Raw genomic sequence first — 25661 nt, forward strand, 5'->3', positions numbered from 1 at the left:
ATAATTTGCATGACCCGTCCATTGTGAGCACGCGGACTCCATCCGGAACCCTCTCACAAAAGGCAGGTCACGTTTTATGCTACTTCAGCGGCGGCACTTCGCGACGCTTGGGCGCCGCATAATTCACCAGATAGTCGAACAACCGGATCAAGCGGCTATCTTGACGCTTCTGATCAACCCAGTGGCCGATCAAACCAATCGTACGCGAAAGAATGAAGAATCCGTTCAAGCTATCGATCGGGAACCCGATATCGACTAACACAGCCGCCATAGTTCCATCGACGTTCAGGATCAAATTGTCCTTCTTCACCGATGTGACTTTCTCAACTTCAAGCGCAAAGTCCAAGCAAGGGGTCTTAATCTTAAGGCTCTTGACATAACCCACCAGCTCCTTGACCCGTTTATCGGGATTGCGCAGGCTCTTCACACGATGGCCGATACCCGGCACCGGGCCATGATTCTTCTTCATGTATGCCAAAAATTCGTCGACCGACATTTTGTTGTCGACGGCATACTTAAAGAACCGTCCGGCATCAGTGACTGCCCCACCAAAACGCGGCCCAATCATGATCATGCCCGCCGCAACCGACTGTGACAACCCGATGCCTGCACAGGCAGCCAAGATCGTCGCGTAGGCCCCACTCACACATGGGCCATGATCTGCAGAGAGCATCATGATGCGCTTAATGATTTCGGCTTCCTGCTTTGAGATCAACCGCTTGTCCCATAGAAGGCCGATTACGTGAGGAATCTCGTACCCTTTATTGATGAGTTCGGAGGCGGGATATCCGTCGTAACAGGGCTCGTCGCCCCGGTCATCGCTAATGGTCGTACGGATCAGCGGTGCAACCATGACTTCATCGGCCTTCATCGCCTCCTCAACCGTCTTCGGCAGACGTGGCAAAACCGACGGTTCGACCGGCGCTTTTACCTGACCGGACTTCAGCAATTCTTCATAGGTTTCTTTGATCGCCGGACCCAAGGCGCCAAAGGTGGGGGGCACAAGTGCGCCAGATTTCTTGAGCGCATCGGACTTCGACCGAGCGGAACCTTCGCCTTTCATGCCTTCCTTGGCGCCGGCATGACCGAATTTCATCCCTTTGGGCAAACTCTCCTGGCAAAAACCGGACACCACGGCGATCAGCTTGACTCGCCGCTTCTTGGCTCCATACCATTCAGCCGCGCGCTCTTCAAGGTCGCCGCCCATTTCGCCCACAATCACGACCGCTTTCGTCTGCGGATCGTTTTCGAACATCTCAAGATAGCTGACGTAATCCGTGCCAGGGTAGGCATCGCCACCAATCCCGATCGCCGTCGTAATGCCGTCGGCAAATTGGGAACAGATCCAGATGATTTCGTTCGAGAGACCACCAGATTTGGTAATGACGCCGAACGAACCCTCACGATACAGCTTAGAAAGGACGAGGTTGTCAAACGCACCGCCAATCACACCAAGACGGCAGGCCCCCGCTGAAATGATACCGATTGAGGAGGGACCATTAAACACCTTGCCCAACTTGCGGGCATGGGCGCCCAGAATCTTTGCGTCCTTCTCCGGCACGCCCTCAGTGATCATCGAGACCACCTTGATATGCGAGTCATCGAGCGCTTCCATTCCACCCTTCATCGCACGGTCGGCACCGATGTACACCAGACTGGTGTTAAGAGTCGGGTGATGCTTCGTCGCTTCGGCAATAGACTTATAGACCGGAATGGCGATGAGGCCGCTGCCATAAGGAATCTCATTGGTCTTGCCGGCATCCGGCGGATAGACGAACGCCTCGACATTCAGCGGACGCTTGATGAGATAACAGAACTCGGCCATGCGGCGGGCGGCGTTGACACCGGCTTGACCACCCTGGATCACCACGCGGGTGTCTTTGTTTGCCAGAATACTCATCTCGGGATCTCCCCTTATATTCAGTTGGTCATAGGCGGCAGGCTACTTTGCCTGAAGTGCCTTGTCGACAATGTCGGTAAGCGGTGTGTTGCGGTCGAAGACATTTATATCGAAGCCCTCGTCTTTCAGCGCGCGCATCGCATCAAGGCCCTCTTTTTCACGCGGCCCGCCACGACGCACCCAAATCTTCACGTTCTTTAGTTTGCCTTCTGACTTTGCCTTCCGAAAACCGTTGATGATGCCGCCGAATGTCTTTTTTACATCGGTGAAATTTGCAATGGCGCCACCGACGATGATGTTCCTGATACCAGGAAGGGAGCAAACTTTCTCCGTTAGAACTTCGACCGCCCAATCTGGTGGATCCCCAGAGTACTCCGCATAATTCGCCAACTTGCCGCCACGAGCGACCACGGCATCCGAGTAATACACACTGGCGCCTCCGCCGGCAGGCAACATGGCTGTATCGCCGCCAGGAATTTCAATGAATTTGACTGAGCCCTTGATCTTGCTATCGACTGCCATGACCTCGAGCTCCTGCCTGGAGTACGCTCGGCCGAATTCCGCGGCAAAGGCAAAGTTCCAATCGGGGTGTCTGAACTTGGCATCACCATCGAGAAGCGTGACCGCATCAAGGGCAACCAGTTCATCATCCCCGGCTCGAAGAACCACCGGATTGACTTCGAGATACTGCGCGTCTTCACTATCAAAGCACGCAAACATTTTCCCGGCGAACTCAGCCATCTTTTTGGCGAGCGCGCCCGAGAATCCTGCTTCCTTACTCAGCTTTTCGAGGGATTCCGGGGAGGGGGATTGCCCAATCTCGAGACACAAACGTTTGACACGATCCCAATTTGATTCAACTTCAATTCCGCCACAATTGGCCACAAGAATCTCACTGCCTTCGCGCGTCGATTTCACGGCACAATAATATTCTTCCTTGTGCGGGATCATTTCGGAAACAATGACCTGAGTCACGGTGATGCTACCGACTTGTCGGCCAATCATCTCCTTGGTTGCGGCTTCCGCAGCCTTGAAATCTAAATCAACCTTGACCAAGCCCAGTTTGAAACGCGAGCCGAGCGCTTCGTGCGCTTTGGCAACAAGCTTAGATTTCTTCAACCATTCATTGGCTTGCCCCAATCTGGTCAGCTCATCAACTGAAGTGACGACCACGTAATTGGGGACATTGATTCCCCACTTCTTCATCAGCCCCATCCCGGGACCTTCCAGCACTTTCGCCATGATTGACGACTCCTTGGTGTGTGAGAGGGCAGAGAAACGGAGCGACAGAGTACCGAATTCCGTCGATTAGCTCAATCCTCCAAAGGGCCTACGCTACGAGCTCAGAAGTCCTACCACAATGCGCACTGAAGATTCACCACCATAAATTACTGATAAGCTTATCTTGTCATGACGAATGTCAAGATGAACAACCACCGACACTCCGCGCCTAGCCAACCCGAGGGCGACGAATCCGTTGACATTGAGGACAGTAAAATGAACTTCGTTCACCGACGGATCGCTTAATCACCGTCCCGCAATCGTTCGGGCAGGACTCGCCGGACTTGGCATAGACTAAATGCCGGCGCTTGTACTGTCCCTCCGTCCCATCCGGTGCAAAATAATCCCGTACGCTAGATCCCCCCATAGCGATGGCCTCGCGTAAGACGTCGACCATAATTTCATGCAGCCGCATCACCGCCTTTTCTCCCACCTGATTGGCGGCCTGGTCCGGATGAAGCCGGGCACGAAACAGGATTTCATTGGCGTAAATATTCCCAATCCCTGCGATAGCCTGTTGATGCATCAGCAGAGGTTTCAACCTGCTACGTGTAGATGAAAGCAATTGCACAAATTGCTTGAGACTTATCAGAAGAGGATCTGGCCCAAATCGACGAGAGGTATATTGATCCAGCCCGGCCTGGTCCAACAACGAAAGTCGTCCGAATCGACGAGGATTCCAATATCGAATCTCAGGTTCTTCCCCTCCTTCAAGTTGCAGGACAAAATGCGTATGTTGCGGGTATTTAGTCGGCGTATTCCGGAACAATAGCAGCCCTGTCATGCCCAATTCGGCTGCAAGAAATCGTGTCTGCGCTGCGCGGAGAAATGTGATGATGACACTCTTCCCTCTTCGCTCAACTCCTGTAATCGTTGCCCGGCGGAACCACTCCAAGGTGGACAAACCTTCCCGGACAATGTCTCCTCGCCCCACCCAGCAATCGCTCACCATGGCTCCAACAACTCGTTCGCGCAATTGACGCGTAGCGACTTCTGCTTCAGGCAATTCAGGCATGGGAAAAGGGGTCCTACACAAAGGGGAGGGAGATCCCCAAATAGCTAAATTACGCCATGGAGATGGGAGAAAATGCAACTCCCGCGGGCGCACATTCAAACAATTGGCAAAGAAACAGATGTAAGAACACACAGAACGGGTGAGGACTGAGAACGGGAAAGGGACTATCTGCGTTTTCGCAGATAACCTAAGAGCGGGAAGATTCCTTTATCCCCTGACGCTTGCGGCAAACATCCTCGATAACCTCACCAAGGCGAGGCAAGGGCATGCCACCTGGGCGTCTGGTGAGGGCCAGCTTAAGCGCGTCGGCATATGTCATGCCCTCTACACAGCAAAGATAGGCGATTACTATGGAGACCGAGCGTCCCATGCCCGCTCGACAACACACCATCAAGCGATTGTTAGGCAAGTGCGCCTCGATCCAGTGCACTGCTTCGTACACGGCTGTCACCGCTGGCTCACCAAACTCCTTCAAGGGAATCTTGGCATAGATAACCCGATGAGGAACCGTCACATTTTGCTCCTCTGCGACCATGAGTATCGCCCCGACTTGCGACGGAGGATTCTTCGCATCTTCGGCATTACCCACGAGGAGACGCTTGTTGATCATATGCATTGTGGGGTTAGTATAGGGTGCTGTGTGAGGGGGTCAAGGAATTCGTACGATTTGCCGTCCGACAATTGAAGAACTCCCATAGTGATGAGTATACTCTCCTCAGGTACCGAGGAAACATGATGACTCTTATTCCGATAGACCAGATAGAACAGCGGCTATCCAGTGTGCAGTGCGCCATCTGCAAAACGAACACATTCGGCATTGATCGTCGCACATTACAACCTGACGGAGAATGCCGCGGCGTGTGCCTGAAATGCCGCTATAGCTTTCCGGTGTATACGGACATGGACTTTTATGTGCGGACTCAACCGGATATTCCATACCGGCTCAAAGAGATTTCTTGCCCAAACTGTCAACACCAAGGGGTCTCTCTCGACTTCCGGATTACCATGTCTGTCAGAGACGCGATTTATTTTGTCACGTGCACTGAATGCCGCACCCAGTTCCCTGAACGTTCTTCGTTAGAAGCATTTGAATAGCCCTTACCATCGGAGTTTCGTGTATACTGAATGTACTATGAGCGATTCACAGAGCCCACATTCCCAGCAAGTACCGCCCCCTGCTCCTGAGACACCACCTAAGCCCCGTAAGGAAATTCCGCTCGTCTCGGTCCCGAACGACCAAGACATGATTGCGGCGGAAATGGCTGCGCTCTTTGATGAGGACCGCGTATCTCATCAACACGGCTCCTCAGAGCCTGAAGCAGACTAGGGCTTCACGCAGGCCGAATGACTTTCACAACGCCGGAAGAGAGAATGCGGCCGACCATTGCCGGGCGGCCCTTTCTTTCCTTTCTCACAATTTCATCGACCTGAACAACTGCTCCACGATGCCATTGGTCTAATGCTGCGTTCGACAATGAGCGCTCTTTATCTTGTCGGCCAACCTCAGACCTCCCCGTCTCATCGCACAACCAAACCCTTTTTTCGCCCTTCATTTCGCGCAACTCGCTCACCACGCGGTGGTAGCCTGGATTTCGAGGGACCAAAGTCTTCCCATCCTTGCGCAGGATGACATATGAAAATTTAAGTGCATCTTTGATAAATCCCACTTCTCGATCAATCTGACCGATCCACGCGGGAGTTTCCCACCTCCGCTCTTCATGGCACCAATCGTCGGGTTTGATCAACGCCGGACAAGGTTGGTCATGCAGGCAGGGGCTGTACACCGAACATTGCGATCCGTACAGTAGATTGTTCCGTATCTGATGCAACGCCCGGGATGCAGACTTCGACGCCGGCTCAATCAGCATCAAGCTTCCGTCGTTCGCCAGACAGCTCACCAAGTGGTTGACCAGTGCCGCCCGCTGATCAATGAGATCCGAACTTCCGGCAAACAACTCTGAGAGCAGATTCTGGACAATAATAAGGTGGTAGGCATTTTCCTGCTCAGCCATTGTAAGGACTGACGGAAGGGAGCGTTCAAGATTACAGACAACAGTCTTCAAGGGTTGAACGGCAGGAATGTGATTCTGCCTGACATAGGCCTGCCAGAGTTCTGCACACAATTTCATCGCCTCGGTCGAACGGTCAACCACCGTCATACGGAGGGACGCTACCGGCGGCAGAGACCGAGAACTGCACCAATCCAATAGCGCGAGGGCGCCGGTTCCAGGCCCTCCCCCTAGATCCAACACTCGAAATTCTTCATCTGAGAAGGAGGGAAGGACAGGACGCAACTCTTCCAAAAGAAGCTGGACCTTGCCCACGTTCACCGGCACATAATAATTCAGGTAGCTGGCACGGAGCCGCTGGTCTTCAAGATAGGCTTTCCCGCCCCCCCCATCTCCCCGGGTAAACATTTCGGAGAGATTTCTCACTCCATGAAGTAGTGACTCCGGAATACCCTGATCGCCTTTAAGAATATCGAGTTTGGCCAGAATCGAGATGCTCCTTAGCACGGCGGGTGATAATTGGTACATAGTCACGACCTTCGGTTGACCCTCCAAAGACTGCTACGGTATTCTGAGCACCAGAGGAGTACTTCACATGACAGACCCTATTTTGCAAGCCTATCGCGAGGTAGAAATGGCCATGGAGCGTTTTACCATGGTCCTTCATGACCATGTCGATCATCTCCGTAAAACCGAACCCCCCGAATCAGACAGGCTGCATCGCATGGCCAATGGAACCAAAGCCATGCGTGATAGCGCATCTATCTATTTGTCCTATGCCAAATACGTGGCTCACGGTATGCCAGAAAGCCCCGATCTCGTGGAAGATGATCTTCAGGGTTGAGCGCGTTCAGAATGATGAAATGCAGAGGGCCCGTTCGGCGAAGCCGAACGGGCCCTGCTACTTGACTAAGATTGCGCGGCTAAACCTCAGATGCTGCGCATGAAATGACCCATCGCTTCATGATCAGCAGCCGATGCGCCCATGACCTGGGAAATTGCTACGTTCGTTGACTTCTTTCCGGTTAAACCAGACTCAACTTCATCAACAATCAACTCTACCGGCATTGACTGCCCACCATAAACCCGTGGTCCGCCGATGATCTTCGCATTTGAAAAACCATAGATCGCGGTTGCCACTTCTTTTGCCAACCATCCGACATAGTTAAACTCCGGCACAACAATCAACTTGGCTTTTCCGCAGAGTTTACGCAACTCTTGGGTCGGGAAAGGTCGAAGGGATCGAATCTTAATCAGGCCAATCTTAATGCCCTTTTCCGCACAAATGCGAACGGCCTCGCGAGATTGAGCCGCTGCACTACCTGAAGCAATAATGACTGCCTCAGCATCCTCGACATTTTCAGCAGTAAGCAGCCCACCCATGTACTGATTAATGTACTTTCGGGAACGTTCGACCGCAGCCCACACTTCCTGCTGCCAGACAGCATGGATGTTGTATGCCATAAAGTTTGATTTTTGAACTGGGGCGTCTCGAGAGAGGCGGGCCGGTGGATTCTCTGCATCCAGAACTGGAACAGCTCCACGCCACGGCTCACGGGGCGGAAGCTTCATGTCGCGATCCTGCATGCGCACGTAACCTCGAGCATGGGTAACAAAGAACCCGTCACAACATACACCAACGGGAAGAGTGACATCATTCTTTTCGCTGATGACAAACCCCGCCAATGTAAAGTCATACATATCCTGCTGATTCTCAGCATGGAACACAATCATGCCGCAATTGAGCAGATACGACACTTCGATATTATCAGGCTGAATAGCCAAGGGCGCGTTCACCACTCGACAGGTAAACATAGCCACGACAGGCAACCGATGACCAGGCCATGATGCGATCCCTTCAAGGCCTCTCAATGTGCCGGGACCCGCAGTCGCGGTGTAACAGCGAACGCCGGCTCGCGAACCACCGGCAATAGCCGCCATGACGCCGACCTCTTCTTCGCCACGGTAATACTCTTTCACATACCCTTCACCGTAGAGCACACCAACAAGCTGCATGGTTTCGCTTTGAGGGGTGATTGGATAAGCAATGGCTAAATCGACGTTGGATCGACGGATGGCCTCTTTTGCCGCCTCACTGCCGGTAATAAATTCCTTGGTTCTTGGAGCTTCCAAGAACATGTACTCCGGCGTGACGACCTTCTGTTGCTTGGCGGCCGCATGCGGATCCTTCTTAGCTTCTACCTTGGCTGGCGATACGCTCGTGGCCGGATCGCCCTGTGGACTAGTCTTTTGTGCTTCGCTCATCGTTACACCTCTTGACTGTATCGCCTTTGCCTAAAACTCTAGCCTTCTCGCTTCATTTGATCAGGCGAGTGACCAAAAGCTGCTGCACTGCCTGCCCCAGCAGCTGAAGGCATAAAAGTCATAGGATTTGTGTGCGTTTTGCCATCGTGGACCTTCGACTGAGTCCCGGTGAAGCGGACATTTTCCCCATTGTCAGGGAGCTTAATGCCCATTTCCTCACGAACTTTCTTGAAAATTTGCGCGGTCTTCTTCAACTTTATAGTGTCGGAGTCCCGAATCGTCAGCATGGCGTCTTCATGTCCTTGCTCAGCGCAAATAGCCATTGTGCAGCAATTCGTCCCTGCGCGAATCATTTTCAGAGTGAGATTAGCATAGTGACAATGCACGCCAATAAAGATACACGCCTCAATCTTGTTACCCCAAATCGTAAGATTGGGGTGATTCGGATTGATCACCTCTTCAGGATCGATCTTCGGATACTTGGGACGATAGTCGGGCATGGGAATAATCATGACTTCCGGGATCTGCGCCGCAATCTCCAGAACTGCCTTTGCTTTTTCAGTTGCATGGTTGTTCCATGCCCACAAGACGAGAGGTCCTGGGAAGATCGTTGCATTCGGACTCGTCAACATTTTCCGAGCCATTTCTTCGATCACTGCGTCTTCATTAGGTTCGAGGAGGCCGTAATACAGGCCCTGCCCAGGATCAGGCAGCGACACTCCTAACTGAGCTGCTGACGGTGGATGGAACCCTGCCGGTCCCGGCACGATAATCCGCTCTCTAGCATCTTGCGTCGTTCCCACGCCCGTTCCCCTTTCGTCCAATTACCCAACTACGGGGCTAACCAATGTAGCCGTCGTACTCTTTTCCCCATAGGTAATATTGTCCGTCAATGCCGCCACCGGCAACTGGTCGATCATGATCATTTTAATGGCATTATTCTTAGCCATGTTGTCGCAGACCCACACGCATTGCGCGCAGCCCTTGCACCGATCTACCGCCACATACGCTGACCCATACTTAAACCCCTTATCCTTGCCCATTTCATCACTATAAAGAATGGTATTGGCTTCGGGGCAATATTGGGTGCACAGCTTGCAGCTTTTTGCGGCACAGATCTCAACGCTGATATCGGCTACGAGATACATGAGAACTCCTTGTCGTGAACCGGATTACGCTGTGACGCTCTCTGCCGCTTCCGAACGTTTCACGGATGGTGCGGACCATCCATGGTCAACAGCATAGTTCCAGCCAGCTCGAATGACCGCCACATTTTTCTCAATCAACTCTTGTTTTTTCTTAAACTTTCGCTCGACGACACTGTCCAAAGCCGCCGTTCCGCCAGATACGACAAAGCCCTTTCCGAGGAATCGATCCTTGACGGACTGCTCTAGCGCCTCTACCGAAGTGAGTCCAGTAATAGCTCCAATGCATCCCATGAGCGCCATATTGGTAGCGAGATCCATTCCCGCAACTTCCAGGGAGAGCTTTGTAGCAGGGAAGTAGTAGAGTTTTGCATGACGCTCTTCAAGTTCGCGAGCCTGGTCCCGATGCAATTTCATCGGACCGTCGTTATTGATCAATGCGATACCATTCTCCTTTAAGCCGAAATAGAATGGCATCGTATACGACTTGCCGTGCGTAATAACCTGGGGGTGAAAAATGATAATGATGTGAGGGAAGGTGATTTCGCCAATTTCGTAAATAGGCTCGTCTGAAACTCTCACGTAGCTCTCAACCGGCGCCATGCGCTTTTCCGACCCGTAAAACGGAACGATCGTGCTTTCTCCACCTGCATGAATAACTGCCGTGCTGAGAATGTGTGAACCGGTGACAACGCCCTGGCCACCCACACCCGCCATCCGAATATTGAACCGTGTCGCCATACTGAATCCTCCTTAAAGGTTGCTCAGGCCTTCGGGAGCCCAGGAGCAGGAGCAACGGGCTTCGGGAGGAACTCCTTGTAGCCATAGCGCTCCGTGAGAAATTGCTTTGCTTCATCGGTAATGTATTCGGAGAACTGGTAGCGATCGTTTTCAACGTTTTTGGCGTCTTCCATGACCTTGTCGGTTGGAATGGCGTACTCAATGTTACAAGAGGTGTAGGCCTGGATATACGTTGATCCAACCTCTCTGGCGATCAGCACAGCCTTCTTGATGACGCTCTCAACCCGGCGCGGATTGTTCGGGACTACGGTCGCAACGTACGCGCAGCCGGCGACCTTCGCCATCTGCAACATATCCATTTTCTCAAACTTTTTTCCCAATGGAGCCATCTTCAGCACGGCACCACGATTCGTCATTCCGCTTTCTTGCCCACCCGTATTGCCATATACTTCGTTGTCCAACATAATGGTCGTAAATCGTTCCTTCCGGAACCAGGAATGAAGGACCTGCTGGAATCCGATATCTGCCGTACCGCCATCACCGGCCATTACCACCACATCTTTTGGCTTATCACCAAAACGAAGGCGCAATCCGCGGGACAACCCGCTGGCTACACCGTTTTGGTCACCATAGTTGCCGTATACGAACGGAATGGCAGCCTGCGATATCGCCAAACGTCCACAGCCAGCCGTTCCAACAGTGATGGTGTCTTCGGGATTCGGAAATGCGATCATGGCAAGGCGGATGAAAAGGGTCATAGCGCACCCGGCGCACATTGGGTGCTCTTCCAGCACTTCCTTGAAGGATCCCATCTGCGAAACGGAGACTTTTTTCCCAAAGGGACCGTGCTCGACCATGTCCCGATATTCTTTCGGCATGAACTTTTCAAAGCCGCTCGAGAACTTGACGTAATCAAGACTCATAAGAATTCCCTCCCTTTTATGCGCTGGTGACTCCCTTCCGTCCTTCAATACGGCCGGAGAAAGCCAGATGCAAATTATATCGACGTTGTTCGAACTAAGTACTGGACTGTGTTCCTGAAACGGAAAGGAATGCCGACTTACGACCTAACTGCCTGATGCCGCCGAGTGTAACAAAGCGCAAAAAAATCTGTCAATCAAGTCGGCGCTACAAATTAGGAAGAGCCTGTCATTCCAAGGTAGCGGCAAGTCTATAGAGTCCACAAAAGCATTGCAACTTTGCAGAAGGCCCACACCGAACGAAAGAAGGCCTAGTGGGTGCTGCCCTGCTAGGCCCTTGGCCCTAAATCCGCTTGAACGCAAAGATTTTGGACTGAGGACAACTCGAAATAAGGTTCAATTCTGTTGCAGTTCACCTGAGAAGCGCGTAAAAATTATCGCTTAATACGATTAGCTTTCATAGCACCTATGGCAATACGAGTCCTTGCGCCAGGAGAAGAACAGGGCGATCAGCGCGTCGGAGGAGTGCATAAGCGCCCACCAATCCCCGATGGTTCGCTCAAAGCCGAATGCCCGAAATTCATGAGCCATGGCCCCTGCGGAGGAGTCCGCAAAGGCGGGTTTTGCGAAGTCTATCCGGATATGACCTGCCCCTGGGTCACGCTGTACAACAAGCTCAATGAGCTGGGCCAGTTGGAATGGATGAAACAAGTGTGATGATGCAGGTAAGGGGTGACGCGTGAGGGAACAGAGCAAGAAAAAACTGAAGGCTGGAGAATCAACGACCAGGCTCGGCTATAACGAGCGGCATGCCCGGAGCGGGATCTCCTCCCCGCTACCCGATATTGAAACCTTCCCAAACCAATACACAGGATACGAAATTACAATCGTAATTCCCGAGTATACGGCCATCTGCCCGAAGACCAATCTGCCAGATTTTGGAACGATTACTCTCCACTATAAACCGAATAAGCATTGCCTGGAGCTCAAAGCCCTCAAAATGTATGTTCATGCCTACAGAAATGTCGGCATATTCTATGAGAATGCGGTCAACCGCATTCTCGAAGACGTTGTTCGCGCCTGCCGTCCGACTTGGGCCAAGGTAACGGGTGAGTTTGCCGCTCGCGGAGGACTGCGCAGCGTGATTGAGGCAACATACCCCGAATAGCCTGCGCTCCAACATCATCCCGTCCATTTCTCAGCCGACCTCTCCAGAGCGTTACCTGGCTCTTCGTAGCCGGGTTCACGCAGCACTCCCATTGCACCTGGCCCCTGCGCCCTCTCCATTGCAGCCGTCCTGATCACACACGGCCTAAAGTCTCGCTCCGAATTCACCGACATCGGACAGTCGGGGTGTAGTACGGGTGCGCCTGGCGGCGACCGTTCGCGAGCAAGAAAAGGATGAGGGGTTGCTCACACGATCACTGAGAACTGTCATCGCCCAGCTGACGATGGCGGTTCTGGCCTTCATGACAGGAACGTATGCCGTGTCCGTTCCCACCGCAGACGCGATTCCAGCATTTGCTCGGAAGTACACATTGAACTGCACCGCATGCCATACAGCCCCTCCACGCCTCAATACATTCGGAGAACGTTTCCTGGAAAATGGGTATCAGCTCCCCGGAACCGAAGATGGCGGCATAACAGGCAAGAAACACCTGGGAGACCTGAGTTTGGACGATTTCGCCAACTACACCGGCGTCCGGCTGCGCGGCAATGTGCTGCGCACGCACAATTTTAAGCGACAAAATCCGGCCGCCGCAGAGCCGGGAGCCGTTCAAAACAACAGCGAGCTGGGGTTCCCTGAGATATTCAGCCTCTTTACGGCAGGTTCCCTGACGAGAAACATCGGATTCTTTGCCGAGCTTGAGTCCAACCTGGAAGAATCGTCAACAGGGATTGAGCGGGCCTTCATGACGTTCAACAATCTTGGCGGGAACAATGTCGCCAATATTCGTGTGGGAAGAATCGACCCATCTGCAACGTTTTCGTTCTCCACGCTCCGACAACAACTGGAGTTTGTCGGAGACAGCATCAACACCTCAACCAATACGGTACAACGCGCGGGACTGTTTCCGCTTGCAGCATCAGCCAAGTTTTACGGCCTGCACAATCGATCGGGTACCGCCATCTCACCCTACGCCCCTTCGCTCTACAACGCGGTCGCGGAAACAGGAATTGAGGTGCGGGGACGCCCGTTCGGTGAGTGGTTTATGTATCAGGTCGGCATACTGAACGGCGCCAATGAAACATTCGGCGACTCCAATAAGGGCAAAGACTTCTACGGAGCCGTGCGGTTCGATTACGCCCGCTCCGCACATTTTTCGGCGAGCCTGTCCGGATTCGCCTATCTCGGCAATAGCAATGCCACTGTCCTCACAGGATTCGGCCTGGCAGACGTGAACTGGAATCGCTACGGCATAGCGGCGCATCTGCGTTACAAAATGTTCGACCTTTACGGAATGTACACCCTCGACCGCATCGCCCACGTGCCGACCGCTGGCTTAGCCAACTTTGACAAGAGCGCCAGCGGGCTATCGGTGGCATTGGATACCTATGTGACCAACCGCACTCTGTTCTCCCTGCGATACGACAATATGGATGCCGGCGGTGACCTCAGTCAGCGCACATCTCAAAGCTTCGCTGGAATGCAGGTCAAACAATACCTCCGGTCCAATGTGGCCCTGTTCGCGCGAAACGACCTCAACCTGCGGCGGGCAGAAGACGGCAATGCGGCGGCCCGTAATTTACGACACGCCTTCTTCGTGGGAATCGATATCGCGTACTAGACGGACTGGGGCAAAGACTACGATGCGCACAAATACCTTCACATACTTCATCCTGCTGGTTGTCACGGGGCTCTGCGCATCTACCGTACAAGCCGTGAACCCCGCCACCAACCGGGACTCTCTCCTAGAAGGACGCCGGATCTATGAGCAAGCTTGCGCCTGGTGCCACGGCATCGGCGGGGAAGGAGACGGACCGGCCGGCTGGTTCATCGGCCGCTATTCCAGCCCACGCCCACGCAACTTCGTGAAGGACGGGTACAAGCTGCGCAGCACGGCTTCAGGCGAACTTCCAACAGATCAGGATCTGTTCAAAACCATCACGCAAGGCATTCCCGGTGTCATGCCGGCCTATCGCTCACTCAGCGAACGGGACCGGTGGCAGGTCATTGCCTACCTCAAATCATGGAATACAGCATTCGAAGAAGAGAAGCCCATCCCACTCACCTTCCCCTCCTCTCCCCCCTCGCCGACCGAGGCCGGCATCCACAATGGCCGAACGCTCTACATGAAATACGACTGCCGGGCATGTCACGGGGATAATGGCGAGGGGGACGGGCCGGAAGCCATCGCCGGCCACTTACGCGATACGAACGACCTTCCCATCCAGGCCACGAATCTCACCGCACCGTCGTCATGGAAGAACGGGGCCTCCGGCCAGGATCTCTTCCGCATCCTCATGACCGGACTGGACGGCACACCGATGCCCTCATACGCCAATGAATTTACCGGACAAGAGGAGGCGCTGTGGGATTTGGTGTGGTACGTCCAATCCTTATCCGGACAGCATGGAAGATAATTCACGGCCATGAACAGATCACAACCAGCTTTCGGACATTCGCACGCAGCGCAGACTGCCCGGAAAGAAGAACCTACTCTATGAAGGCCACCCTGATCCTTGCAACGTTGGTGTTGGCTGTTCAGGCAACCCCGCTCGTGCACGCGGAACCACCCACCGGCGCACTGGCCGGTCAGGTCCTCTATGTCGGCCCGGCGATCCCCGACCGGGTGGTCGAGGTGGCCCGTGATTCGGCCTTCTGTGGAACGATGGTCACCATCAAGAGTGTCGGGATTCACCCAAAACCGCGCGGCCTGGAAGGCGCGGTCGTGAGCATCGACGGGGTCCCACTGCCCGTATCCGATTCTTCCCTTCCACCACTCGTCTTGACAAATACCCGGTGCACCTTCGCCCCGCGCATAGCCGCCGGCATGGTGGGCCAACAGGTGGAAATCCGCAACGACGACCCGGTCATGCATAACACGCACATCTCGATGGGGCCGCGCACCTTCGTGAATGTTGCGATGCTCCCTTCAAGCCGACCGGTCGGAAAGCCCCTTAAACAGCCGGGGATCTATACGGTCAAATGCGACGCGCACAAATTCATGCAGGCGCACCTGCTCGCCTTCGCACACCCTTTCTTCAGTGTGACGGACGAGACCGGCGCGTTCCGGATCCCCAATCTTCCCGCAGGCGAACATCAGGTGACTATTTGGCATCACACATTGGGCACATTCCAACAATCGGTGACCATTCCGGCGCAAGGAGAAACCAGCATCACGCTCGAATATCCGAATCATGCTGACGCCAGAAAAAAATAATCGGCCGTGGCTCAGCGGGCCACGAGCCATGTGGCACGGAAGTCTCCGGCTCCGGCTCAGCGTCGGGATGGCGGTGATGATCACCCTTGGCATGACCATCTTTGCGACGGTGCGACTGATTGAAATCCGTCGCATCGTCGAGGATGTCGCACAGGCCCGTGCGCTCGCGATCAGTCGTACTTTCGCCATGATGGGAGCGGCCGCGGTTCTGGACAATCTGTTCCGCATTCAAGAGGCCCTAATTCGCTATGCCCAGGACGCCGACATCGTCAGTATCGTCCTGATCGATCCTGACAATATGATCGTCGCGGCGACCGACCCCGGGGAAATCGGTCAGCAGCTCACGGATCCCACGCTGTCCCTGGCTCAAGCCAGGGAAGTCGAAACTGTCGCTCACGACCTGCAGCCGGACGGAACGCCGACGCTGGTGATCGCCACGCCATTGTTAAACGAACAGACTGTTGCGGCCTGGGTCCGACTGGAGTTCTCGCTCGTGGCGATGAAGCAGGAAGTGGCGCGAGAATTTCGTCAGTTGCTCCTGTTCTCCGCCTTGCTGATGACCATGACGATTGTCGTGAGCCAGCTGGGGGTCCGACGCATGTCGGCATTGTTTCGAGACACCGCCGGAAAACTGCAGGACACGCTGCAGACTCTGCACCACCCTGCGGAGCAGGAACCGCCCGCGCCTGACGCGCCCCAACCCTCTGACGCCCCCGCCACCCTCTCCCATGAGGGTGAACTCGAACAGATGGTGTCCCTCGTGGAAACCACCACGACCCTACTCACCGCCCAAGCGCAACGCCTCCAGTCGTTCACCCAGTCCCTGGAACAGGCGGTACAGGAACGAACGACCGAATTGAGTCAGGCAAAGGAGGCCGCCGAGACAGCGAATCAGGCCAAATCTCAATTCCTCGCCAACATGAGCCATGAGATCCGGACCCCGATGAATGGCGTGTTGGGGATGGCCGAACTGCTTCTCACGACGGCGCTGACGCCCAACCAGCGTTCCCTGGCCGAAACCCTTCACCGATCAGGCACCGGTCTCCTGGACATCATCAACGAAATCCTCGATTTCTCAAAAATTGAAGCCGGGAAGTTGCACCTCGAACGCATTGAATTCGGGCTGAGACACACCATCGAGGACGCCGTCGACCTCTTAGCAGAATCCGCGAACCGCAAGCATCTGGAATTGACCTGCTTCGTGCCGGAAGAGATTCCGGACAACCTGGTCGGCGACCCTGTGCGACTCCGCCAAATTGTGCTGAATCTGGTCGGCAACGCCATCAAGTTTACGCACGCGGGTGAGGTCTCGGTCACCCTCTCTCTCTTGGCGCAACACTCTTCCAACGTGATGCTGAAGTGTGCCGTTCGCGACACCGGCGTCGGCATTTCCGAAAACGTACGCGCGCGACTCTTTCAAGCATTCTCCCAGGCGGACGGGTCCACCACCAGACAGTTTGGCGGCACGGGACTCGGCCTTGCGATCGTCAAGCAATTGGCACGCTTGATGGGGGGCGAGGTGGGGGTCGATAGCGTTCCCGGAAAGGGCTCAACCTTCTGGTTCACCGTCGCACTAGAAACCGTCGCAGCGACCGGGACCGCGGCAGAGAGCCAACCGGCTACGGTTTCGGGCATGGCCATCCTGATCGTCGATGACAATCCGACGAATCGGCACATTCTCGAAGCCCACCTGACCAGCTGGGGCGCCATCACGCACTCGGTGCACTCCGCCCAAGAGGCCTTACGCTTTCTCGACGCGCAGGAGCTCTCGCATCCAAGAGTTCGGCTGGCTGTGCTGGATATTCATATGCCGGACATGGACGGCATCGATCTCGCCCAGACCATCAGGAACTCTCCCACACTTCGCGACCTCCTGTTGGTGGCCTTGAGCTCCGTCGGTCATCCGGGCCAGGATCCTCGCCTTTCACCGACACTCTTCGATGCCTGGTTGAGGAAGCCGATCCACCAATCGTTGCTGAAAGACTGCCTGACACGGGTCTGCCGGAAAGCCCCGGAAGATGCGCCGCAGGCAATGGTCCAACCACAGGGTCAGACGCAGACGCTCGCCGGCCACATCCTGGTGGCCGAAGACAATCCCGTCAATCGCGAGGTGGCCTGCACCATGCTGGAACTCCTGGGCTGCACCACCGCCGTGGCGGAAAATGGCAAGGAAGCGGTGTCCGCGGCCGAGAACGGTTCATTTGATGTGATTCTCATGGATTGCCACATGCCTGAGATGGATGGCATGACCGCCACTGGCATCATCCGGACACACGAACGGCAACAAGAGCCTCCACGCCACACCGCCATCGTTGCCCTGACCGCGAACGCGCTAGAAGGTGACCGCCAACGGTGCCTCGCCGCCGGCATGGACGACTACCTGACGAAGCCCTTCACGGTGAATCAGCTCAAGACCTTACTCCAACGGTGGCTTCCCACCCCTGCCGTGGCCGCCTCAACCACGGCCCCCCTTCCGTCACAGCCACTGAGCGCCGAAATCCTCCCGGAGATCGGTCCCCCTGCTGCGCAACACAGACCGGCAGCAATCGACAACCACCTAGACCGCAACGCCTGGCAGGCCATCCGCGCCCGCCAGCGACCGGGACAGCCAGATTTCCTGCACAAGGCGCTCTCCCTGTACCTTCCCCACGCCGAAGCGCAGCTGATTCAGCTCGAGCAACACCTGACCAGCGGCGACATCCACGCCATCACGATTGTCGCCCATACGCTGAAGTCGTCCTCCGCGCAACTCGGCGCGCACCGTCTTGCCGGCCTGTATGCGGAAGTCGAGGCGGCCGGACGCGCCGGCAAAACCGGCGAGCTTCCCGCGCTCTTTCAACGCCTGCGTCCCGAACACCATGCCGTCTGTGCCCTCATGCAGGAAGAACTCAACCGAACAGGACGGTCCGCAGCATGACGGAGCCGAATGAGCAGAGCAGACCGGCCCACCCCCCCGCCAACAGCGAACAGGCCATCGCGCGGCAGCAGCATGAGTCGCATCTGCGTGAGAGTGAAGAAAAATACCGGCGGCTCTTCGAGTCGTCGCGCGATGCGATCATGATCCTCTATCCGCCCGACTGGAATTTCATCGCCTGCAACCCAGCCACGGTCACACTGTTCGGAGCACGGGACGAGGCCCACTTCACATCCCTGGGCCCCGGCGATGTGTCTCCCGAGTATCAACCGGACGGTGAACTGTCCATGGTCAAGGCACGCAAGGCCATTGAGGCGGCCATGCGGGAAGGCTTTCACCTATTCGAATGGATGCACAAACAAGTCGGCGGGCCGAATTTTTTGACAACCGTTCAATTAACCCGCATCACCCTCCAAGGCGTCGAGGGGCTACAAGCGACCGTCCGTGACATTACCGAGCAACGCCGAGCCGAAACCGAACTACGCGCCTATGCGACGTTTCAACGAGCCATCCTGGACAGTGCCGGCTACGCGATTATTTCCTGCCGACCCGACGGCATCATTCAACTTTTCAATCCGGCAGCGGAAGCGCTCCTCGGCTACAGCGCCGACGAACTGATCGGCCGCCAGCACCCGGGCATCTTTCACGATCCCGAAGAAGTCGGAGCACGGGCCAGACAACTCTCCGACGAATTCGGCAGCACCATCGCGCCCGGATTCGACGTCTTCATTGAAAAGTGCCGGCGCAACCTCCCCAATGAACATGAGTGGACGTACATTCGCAAGGATGGTACGAGAAGAACGGTCCTCCTGAATGTCACGGCAATGCGGGACGCCGACGGCGAGATCACGGGCTACCTCGGGGTCGCTTCCGACGTCACCCCGCTCAAACGGACCGCGCAGGAATTATTGCTGGCGAAAGAGGTGGCAGAAGCCGCCAACCGCACCAAGTCGCAATTCCTCGCCAATATGAGCCATGAGATCCGGACGCCGATGAACGGCGTCCTGGGCATGACCGAGCTCTTGCTTTCGACCACTCTCGACACGCGCCAGCGCCATGTGACGCGGACCATTCAACAGTCCGGCGAAGCGCTGCTCGCGATCATCAACGATATTCTCGACTTCTCCAAAATCGAAGCGGGCAAACTCCAACTGGAACAACTGGATTTCGACGTGCAGGAAACCGTCGAAAACGCCGTGGAGCTCTTTGCAGGCCCGGCCCAGCGGAAGCACATAGAACTGACCTGTCAGGTGCTGGGTCCCTTCACGCGCGCCCTCCGCGGCGACCCCATTCGCCTTCGCCAGGCGTTGCTCAATTTGACTAGTAACGCCTTAAAGTTTACGGCGAACGGGGAGATCAACGTGCGCGTCTCCGCGGTGACTGAAACGCCGACGACCGTCACCCTCCGATTCGAAGTCAAGGATTCCGGCGTGGGCATTCCGGCTGAGGCCCATCAGCGCATCTTCGAGGCCTTCTCCCAAGCCGACGGCACCACCACCAGACGTTTCGGCGGGACGGGGCTTGGCCTCACGATCGTCAAAGAACTTGTGGCGCTAATGCAAGGCCAGATAGGCGTGGAGAGCCAGGTAGGACGGGGCTCCACGTTCTGGTTTACGGCGGTCTTCGAGCGGCAGCCCGCGGTGACTCCAGGGCAGGAACAGGTCCCTGAGCGAGCGCTCATCAAGAAACGAATCCTGGTCGTCGATGACACAGCCGCCAATCGCGAGATCCTGGATGGACAGCTTCGCAGCTGGGGCGCGCTCTCGACCTTAGCCGCTTCGGCACAAGAGGCGTTGGTGTTACTCGGAACCGGCCACGACTCGCCGCACCCGTTCGACCTGGTCATCCTGGACCTGCATATGCCCGACATGGACGGTCTGGAGTTGGCCAGGGCGATTCGCGCCAATCCGCGACTCACCGGCTTGCCGCTCTTGATGCTCACGTCAGTAGGCTATGACGACAGTACGCCAGGCACGCCTCACTTGGACGCATGGGTCACCAAACCCGTCCGGAACACCCTGCTTCGCCAAGCCCTTCTCGGCCTGCTCCAAACCAGGCATCATGCGCCTGTTCAACCTCCGCCGGCACCGCCTTTAGCGACTGGCCCGATCCCGTTTAAAGCTGCCCGCCTGCTTCTCGTCGAAGACACACCCGTCAACCGGGAGGTGGCCATCGGGATGTTAGACATGCTCGGGCACTTTGTGCAGGCCGTCGAGAACGGACGTCTTGCGGTCGAAGCCGTCGCGAAGGAACGATTCGACCTGATTCTGATGGATTGTCAGATGCCGGACATGGATGGCTTTACCGCCACCACCGCGATTCGGCAGCAGGAACGAGAAGCCGCAGATCACCGCCACGTGCCCATTATTGCCCTCACAGCGAATGCGATGGAAGGTGATCGCACCCGGTGCCTGGCTGCCGGGATGGACGACTACCTGGCGAAACCCTTTACCATGGCACAGCTCAGCGACATGCTGACGCAATGGCTGACATCACCGACGGCTGTTGACTCGACCAAACCTGCCTCGTCCCCACCGGCATGCCCGGACCATGCACCATCTGACCAGCCACCCTCTTCCTCCGTTGCCGAGATCGACAAGGCGGCCTGGGACGCGATCCTGGCGCTTCAACGGCCGGGACGACCCGATATCCTGGCGCGAGTCCTGACGGCCTATCTGAACGATTCCCCGATCCTGGTCGAGGAGATTCGCACGGCAGTCCGAGCGCAGGACCCCGTTGCCCTTGCCAAGGCGGCGCATCGGCTCAAATCCAGCAGCGCGCAACTCGGGGCCTTGGCCACGGCAGCCCACTGTAAAGAACTCGAAAACCTGGGACGCCTCGCGCACCTCGAAGGTGCTGCCGGTCTACTGGCACAACTTACGGACGCCCATCAAGCCGCCTGCGCTGCCATGACCAGCGAGCTCTTGCAGCGCACTGCCGCCTGATTCATCGCTCGCCTATCCGTTCGTGACTTGCGAACGAGCCCGGTCCGCGCTAGTCTTGGCGTATCCATGGCCACCTATGCAATCGGCGACGTCCAAGGCTGCTTCAGCTCGCTCATCCAGCTCACGAAGACCATTCAATTCAACCCGCAGCAGGACCGCCTCTGGTTTGTCGGCGATCTCGTCAACCGTGGCCCCGACTCCCTCAACGTGCTGCGCTACATTCGCAAACTCGGCTCCGCCGCCATTGCGGTCCTGGGGAATCACGATCTCTTCCTCCTCGCCGTTGCCGCGGGCCTGACGCCTCTTCGTCCCAGTGACACCCTGACACCGATTCTCGAGGCGCCGGACGCCCCCGGGCTGATGACGTGGTTACGGCAACAACCGCTGCTGTATCGTGAGGGCGACGTTCTGCTGGTCCATGCGGGGCTTCTGCCTGGCTGGACGGTGGAACAGGCCGAGGAGCTGGCCGGTGAGGCTCAGACAGCGATACGGGGGGATCAGTTCATGACGACCTTGCAAGCGCTCCATCCGAGCGGCCCTTTGCAATGGCGACCGGACCTGACAGGCCCGATTCGTCTGGCCACCATCATCAAGGTGCTGACCCGATTGAGAGCCTGCTCGCAGGAAGGCATCATGGAATCATCCTTTACGGGACCTCCGGATCGGACCCCGGAGGGGTTTCAACCCTGGTTCGACGCGCCCGGCCGGCGTAGTGCGACGGCCACGATCGTCTTCGGACACTGGGCAGCCATGGGCTTACGGCTCACACCGAACCTATTGGCACTGGATAGCGGTTGCGTGTACGGGAGACAGCTGACGGCGGTGCGCCTGGAAGACCGGAAAGTGTTTCAGGTCCGCTGCGAGGAGACACGTGGCGGAAGGTGACCGGGCAACCGTGCCCGATTGGCCACGGTACACCAACAGCCTATTTCCTCCTTACCGGTTTCTTCCGGGACAGACCCCCCATCCTCGTCGCGATTCACTGGGCCATTCCTTCGAACAACCTGAACCTCGCCCGCGCCCATTCGAACCTGGACAATGGATGACCTCCGAGGAGTATCTGTATGGCATCGATCTCTATAACGGGACCTACTGGTGGGAAGCGCACGAAGTCTTCGAGGGATTCTGGCATGCCTACGGACGCAGTACGCCGGCTGGGAATTTCTTTCAGGCGCTGATTCAGTGCGCCGCCGCCAATCTCAAGCGCGAGCTGGGGAATGAACCGGCCGCCCGCAAACTTGTGGCCAGCGGCCTTGCCCGATTGCGGCAGACCCCCAGTCACTACATGGGGATGAACACCTCCGCGTTCGCCCTGGACCTCACGCAGTGGCTGAATGGACGTGAACCGATCGTCAGAATACGGCTGGAGCTGCCGGGGGCTGTCGAGACGCCTCGCGTGCCGGAATCGCTAAAGGCGGAGGGGCGTTCGGGTAGTTAGTGGTAGCTTTCCGAATCGGAAGGGAAGGCGCCCTGTTCGACTTCATCTTTATAGCGGCGTAGCGCGTGGATCGCATCCGCCTTCAGGTGGCCATAGGGCTTCACGAACTTCGGCACAAACTCATCGAACAAGCCCAAGAGATCGTAGATCACCAGCACCTGCCCGTCACAATGCGGGCCGGCGCCGATACCGATCGTCGGAATGGTCACCGCCTCGCTCACCGCCTTCGCCACACCTGCGGGAATCGCCTCCAACACGATCGCGGACGCACCGGCAGCCGCTAAGGCCTGGGCATCATCGAGCAGGTACTGCGCCCGATCCCGCCCTTTTCCCTGAACCCTGTAGCCGCCATATTGCTGAACCGATTGCGGAGTCATGCCGAGATGGCCGATCACCGGAATCCCGATACTCGTCATCGCCGCCACGCGATCAGCCATGGCCGCGCCCCCTTCGACTTTCACGGCGTGGGCCCCGACCTGGAGGAACCGCCCGGCGTTACGAACGGCTTCTTCCCGGCTCACCTGATAGGACAGAAAGGGCATATCTCCGATCACCAACGAGCGCTGCACTGCTCCGGCGACCAATCTGGTGTGGTAGATCATCTCCTCCATCGTCACCGAGAGCGTAGTGGACTTTCCCTGCACCACAACTCCAAGCGAATCGCCCACCAGAATGACGTCGATCCCTGCCTGCTCCACGATACGCGCGAAGAGCGCGTCATAGGCCGTCACGACCGTGATCTTGCGTCCGTCGCGCTTGCACTTCTGCAAGTCAGGGACCGTCATCAGCCCAGCTCGGCTTTCGTGAGAATTTCCGGCAACCGTTCCGTGGATTTGATGGCCATGATGTGGACTCCGTCGCAGTAGGGACGTACCGCCTTGATCGTCCGCACCGCAATCTCTACGCCCGCATCAAGCGCGCGCTTATCACCGGCGGCACGCATTTCGTCGATCATGTCCTGGGGCACACACACGCCGGGGATATTGGCGTTCATGAATTCGGCCATTTTGGCATTGCGCAGCAGCAGAATGCCCGCAAGCACCTTCACCTTGAACGGACGCACCGCCTCCATGAACGTCTTGAACTGTTCCGGCTGATAAATCGCCTGAGTCTGGAAAAACTGCGCGCCCGCGCGCACCTTTACCTCAAACTTCACCAGCATCGGCCCCAGCGGATCCGCTTCCGGCGTGACGGCGCCGCCGATCGTGAAGTCGGTGGATCCGTCGAGCTTGTTGCCCGCATAGTCCTTGCCATTGTTCAATCCGGTCACCAATTGCATGACTTGCACGGAATCCAGGTCGTACACCGGTTTGGCATCCTTATGGTCTCCTACGGTGGGATAGTCCCCGGTCAGACAGAGAATGTTCCGGATGCCCAGCATATGTGCGCCCATGAGGTCCGACTGCATGGCGATGCGGTTGCGATCGCGACAGGTCAACTGCATGACCGGATCATGACCCAGTTCATACAAGACCCGGCACACCGGCAGAGACCCGGCCCGCACGATCGCCGCGGTATTGTCCGTGACATTGACCCCATGCACGCGGCCGACCAGCGACTTTGCGCTCTCGACCACATGGGTCAAGTTCGTACCCTTCGGCGGGTTATACTCCACCGTCACGGCAAACTGCCCCTGCGCCAGCACATCCTTGAGTCGCCGCGGCTCCCGGCTCATACGAGTCTCCTATTTCTGTCCATCCTCTCCCACCCCCTATGAATTGCAGCGGTCAGGCGGCGTGCTCCTGACTGCGCGCGTCCAACGAGGGCCTTCGGAGGCCGCGCGTTGCGCGAGCAACAGGAGGATGCCGCTTGGCCGCTGTTACTTCATCCCTGCCATTCTCTTAGCAGATTCAACGGTATTGTCGAGTAACATCGCAATCGTCATCGGCCCCACGCCACCCGGCACCGGGCTGATCCATCCGGCTTTCTGGCTGACCGGTTCATAATCCACATCGCCGCAGAGCTTCCCGTCAGTCCACCGATTGGTGCCGACATCGATGACCACCGCACCCTCTCGAACCATATCTGCCGTTACGAACTTCGCCTTTCCGATCGCCACCAACAGCAACTCGGCCTCTCGACAAACCGCCGCAAGATCCTTGGTCTTGGAATGGCAGATCGTGACGGTCGCGTTTCGCTGCAACAGCATGAGCGCCAACGGCTTCCCCACAATATTGCTGCGCCCCAACACCACTGCGCGTTTGCCTTCAATACCGACGCCCGTGGACTCGATCATCTTGATCACGCCCTTCGGCGTACAGGCTTCAACTACCGGATTCCCCTCGACCAACCGGCCGAAATTGTATGGGTGGAACCCATCCGCATCCTTGACCGGCGACACCGCTTCCAGCACCACCCGGCTCTCGATGTGCTTGGGCAGCGGCAACTGCACCAGAATTCCATGAACCTTGGGATCCGCATTCTTCTTCTCGATTAACGCCAACAAATCCGCCTGCGTGGTCGTGGCAGGCAGTTTATAATCGTCGATATAAATGCCCGCCGCATCGCAGGCCTTCTGCTTGCTCTTCACATACTGGTGCGATGCAGGATCGTCACCCACGAGGATCGTGGCCAGGCCCGGCTTCACCCCGGTCTTTGCCAGGACCGCCGCCGATTCAACCGCCAGCCGGTCACGCACCTGCTGTGCCAATGCTTTCCCATCGATAATTCGTGCCGCCACAATATCCTCCCTGGCCTGAATAG

The 25661-nt window shown here is 56.5% G+C and carries 22 protein-coding genes and 1 pseudogene; 10 read left to right on the top strand and 13 right to left on the bottom strand.

Translation table 11 applies throughout. From position 1 onward, the window contains the following. Window positions 1-79: 79 nt before the first annotated feature. The 4 genes from GDA65_06270 to GDA65_06285 form a co-directional block, all read right to left on the bottom strand. Complete coding sequence (locus GDA65_06270; GenBank protein MBA5862295.1) at window positions 80-1900, bottom strand: ATP citrate lyase; 1821 nt, start codon at window positions 1898-1900, stop codon at window positions 80-82. A 42-nt stretch (window positions 1901-1942) separates the two neighbouring features. Next, window positions 1943-3142 carry an ATP citrate lyase gene (locus tag GDA65_06275; protein MBA5862296.1) on the bottom strand — a complete coding sequence of 400 codons (1200 nt, stop codon included), beginning with the start codon at window positions 3140-3142 and terminating at the stop codon, window positions 1943-1945. A 208-nt stretch (window positions 3143-3350) separates the two neighbouring features. Next, window positions 3351-4196 (bottom strand): DNA-formamidopyrimidine glycosylase, encoded by an 846-nt coding sequence (mutM, locus tag GDA65_06280; GenBank protein ID MBA5862297.1) that lies wholly within the window; start codon window positions 4194-4196, stop codon window positions 3351-3353. A 187-nt stretch (window positions 4197-4383) separates the two neighbouring features. Then, entirely contained in the window at window positions 4384-4812 is a 429-nt protein-coding gene (locus tag GDA65_06285) for a hypothetical protein (GenBank protein ID MBA5862298.1), read from the bottom strand. Between the two features lie 119 nt (window positions 4813-4931). On the opposite strand from GDA65_06285, the gene GDA65_06290 reads away from it, so the two are divergent. Then, window positions 4932-5291, top strand: a complete 360-nt coding sequence (locus GDA65_06290; protein MBA5862299.1) for a hypothetical protein — start codon at window positions 4932-4934, stop codon at window positions 5289-5291. 236 nt (window positions 5292-5527) lie between these two features. On the opposite strand, the gene GDA65_06295 is transcribed toward GDA65_06290, so the two are convergent. Continuing rightward, on the bottom strand, window positions 5528-6733 hold the full coding sequence (locus tag GDA65_06295; protein ID MBA5862300.1) for a hypothetical protein: 1206 nt from the start codon (window positions 6731-6733) through the stop codon (window positions 5528-5530). Between the two features lie 67 nt (window positions 6734-6800). On the opposite strand from GDA65_06295, the gene GDA65_06300 reads away from it, so the two are divergent. Beyond that, the gene (locus GDA65_06300) at window positions 6801-7049 is read left to right on the top strand and encodes a hypothetical protein (protein MBA5862301.1); all 249 of its coding nucleotides are present in this window, start codon (window positions 6801-6803) and stop codon (window positions 7047-7049) included. An 86-nt stretch (window positions 7050-7135) separates the two neighbouring features. On the opposite strand, the gene GDA65_06305 is transcribed toward GDA65_06300, so the two are convergent. From GDA65_06305 to GDA65_06325, 5 genes and pseudogenes are all read right to left on the bottom strand, one after another. After that, a complete protein-coding gene (locus GDA65_06305) occupies window positions 7136-8470 on the bottom strand; it encodes a ferredoxin oxidoreductase (GenBank protein ID MBA5862302.1) in 1335 nt (444 codons plus the stop codon). Between the two features lie 38 nt (window positions 8471-8508). Further along, the gene (locus GDA65_06310; protein MBA5862303.1) at window positions 8509-9273 is read right to left on the bottom strand and encodes a 2-oxoglutarate:ferredoxin oxidoreductase; all 765 of its coding nucleotides are present in this window, start codon (window positions 9271-9273) and stop codon (window positions 8509-8511) included. 114 nt (window positions 9274-9387) lie between these two features. Beyond that, window positions 9388-9618 (bottom strand): annotated as a pseudogene (locus tag GDA65_06315) (hypothetical protein). Between the two features lie 24 nt (window positions 9619-9642). Continuing rightward, window positions 9643-10356 (bottom strand): ferredoxin oxidoreductase, encoded by a 714-nt coding sequence (locus tag GDA65_06320; protein MBA5862304.1) that lies wholly within the window; start codon window positions 10354-10356, stop codon window positions 9643-9645. 23 nt (window positions 10357-10379) lie between these two features. Beyond that, window positions 10380-11279, bottom strand: a complete 900-nt coding sequence (locus GDA65_06325) for a ferredoxin oxidoreductase (GenBank protein ID MBA5862305.1) — start codon at window positions 11277-11279, stop codon at window positions 10380-10382. Window positions 11280-11744: 465 nt separating this feature from the next. Between GDA65_06325 and GDA65_06330 the strand changes: the two genes are divergently transcribed. From GDA65_06330 to GDA65_06365, 8 genes are all read left to right on the top strand, one after another. Next, window positions 11745-11993, top strand: a complete 249-nt coding sequence (locus tag GDA65_06330; protein MBA5862306.1) for a hypothetical protein — start codon at window positions 11745-11747, stop codon at window positions 11991-11993. Window positions 11994-12015: 22 nt separating this feature from the next. After that, complete coding sequence (queF, locus tag GDA65_06335) at window positions 12016-12444, top strand: NADPH-dependent 7-cyano-7-deazaguanine reductase QueF (GenBank protein ID MBA5862307.1); 429 nt, start codon at window positions 12016-12018, stop codon at window positions 12442-12444. Window positions 12445-13877: 1433 nt separating this feature from the next. Beyond that, window positions 13878-14861 (top strand): c-type cytochrome, encoded by a 984-nt coding sequence (locus GDA65_06340; GenBank protein MBA5862308.1) that lies wholly within the window; start codon window positions 13878-13880, stop codon window positions 14859-14861. An 80-nt stretch (window positions 14862-14941) separates the two neighbouring features. Continuing rightward, complete coding sequence (locus tag GDA65_06345; protein ID MBA5862309.1) at window positions 14942-15661, top strand: hypothetical protein; 720 nt, start codon at window positions 14942-14944, stop codon at window positions 15659-15661. Beyond that, on the top strand, window positions 15639-18578 hold the full coding sequence (locus GDA65_06350; GenBank protein ID MBA5862310.1) for a response regulator: 2940 nt from the start codon (window positions 15639-15641) through the stop codon (window positions 18576-18578). The genes GDA65_06345 and GDA65_06350 overlap by 23 nt, the downstream gene beginning before the upstream one ends. After that, a complete protein-coding gene (locus tag GDA65_06355; protein ID MBA5862311.1) occupies window positions 18575-21520 on the top strand; it encodes a response regulator in 2946 nt (981 codons plus the stop codon). The genes GDA65_06350 and GDA65_06355 overlap by 4 nt, the downstream gene beginning before the upstream one ends. Before the next feature lie 66 nt (window positions 21521-21586). Then, entirely contained in the window at window positions 21587-22405 is an 819-nt protein-coding gene (locus GDA65_06360; GenBank protein MBA5862312.1) for a symmetrical bis(5'-nucleosyl)-tetraphosphatase, read from the top strand. 157 nt (window positions 22406-22562) lie between these two features. Beyond that, window positions 22563-22958 carry a DUF309 domain-containing protein gene (locus GDA65_06365; GenBank protein ID MBA5862313.1) on the top strand — a complete coding sequence of 132 codons (396 nt, stop codon included), beginning with the start codon at window positions 22563-22565 and terminating at the stop codon, window positions 22956-22958. Here GDA65_06365 and panB read toward each other — a convergent pair. From panB to folD, 3 genes are all read right to left on the bottom strand, one after another. Continuing rightward, window positions 22955-23743 (bottom strand): 3-methyl-2-oxobutanoate hydroxymethyltransferase, encoded by a 789-nt coding sequence (panB, locus tag GDA65_06370; protein ID MBA5862314.1) that lies wholly within the window; start codon window positions 23741-23743, stop codon window positions 22955-22957. The two genes, GDA65_06365 and panB, sit on opposite strands and share 4 nt — an antisense overlap. Further along, window positions 23743-24633 (bottom strand): 5,10-methylenetetrahydrofolate reductase, encoded by an 891-nt coding sequence (locus GDA65_06375; GenBank protein MBA5862315.1) that lies wholly within the window; start codon window positions 24631-24633, stop codon window positions 23743-23745. Before GDA65_06375 ends, panB begins: the two co-directional genes overlap by 1 nt. Window positions 24634-24777: 144 nt before the next feature. Continuing rightward, complete coding sequence (gene folD / locus GDA65_06380) at window positions 24778-25638, bottom strand: bifunctional methylenetetrahydrofolate dehydrogenase/methenyltetrahydrofolate cyclohydrolase FolD (protein MBA5862316.1); 861 nt, start codon at window positions 25636-25638, stop codon at window positions 24778-24780. Between the last annotated feature and the right edge of the window lie 23 nt (window positions 25639-25661).

The organism is Nitrospira sp. CR1.1, assembly GCA_014055465.1.
In the GTDB taxonomy this organism is placed as follows: domain Bacteria; phylum Nitrospirota; class Nitrospiria; order Nitrospirales; family Nitrospiraceae; genus Nitrospira_A.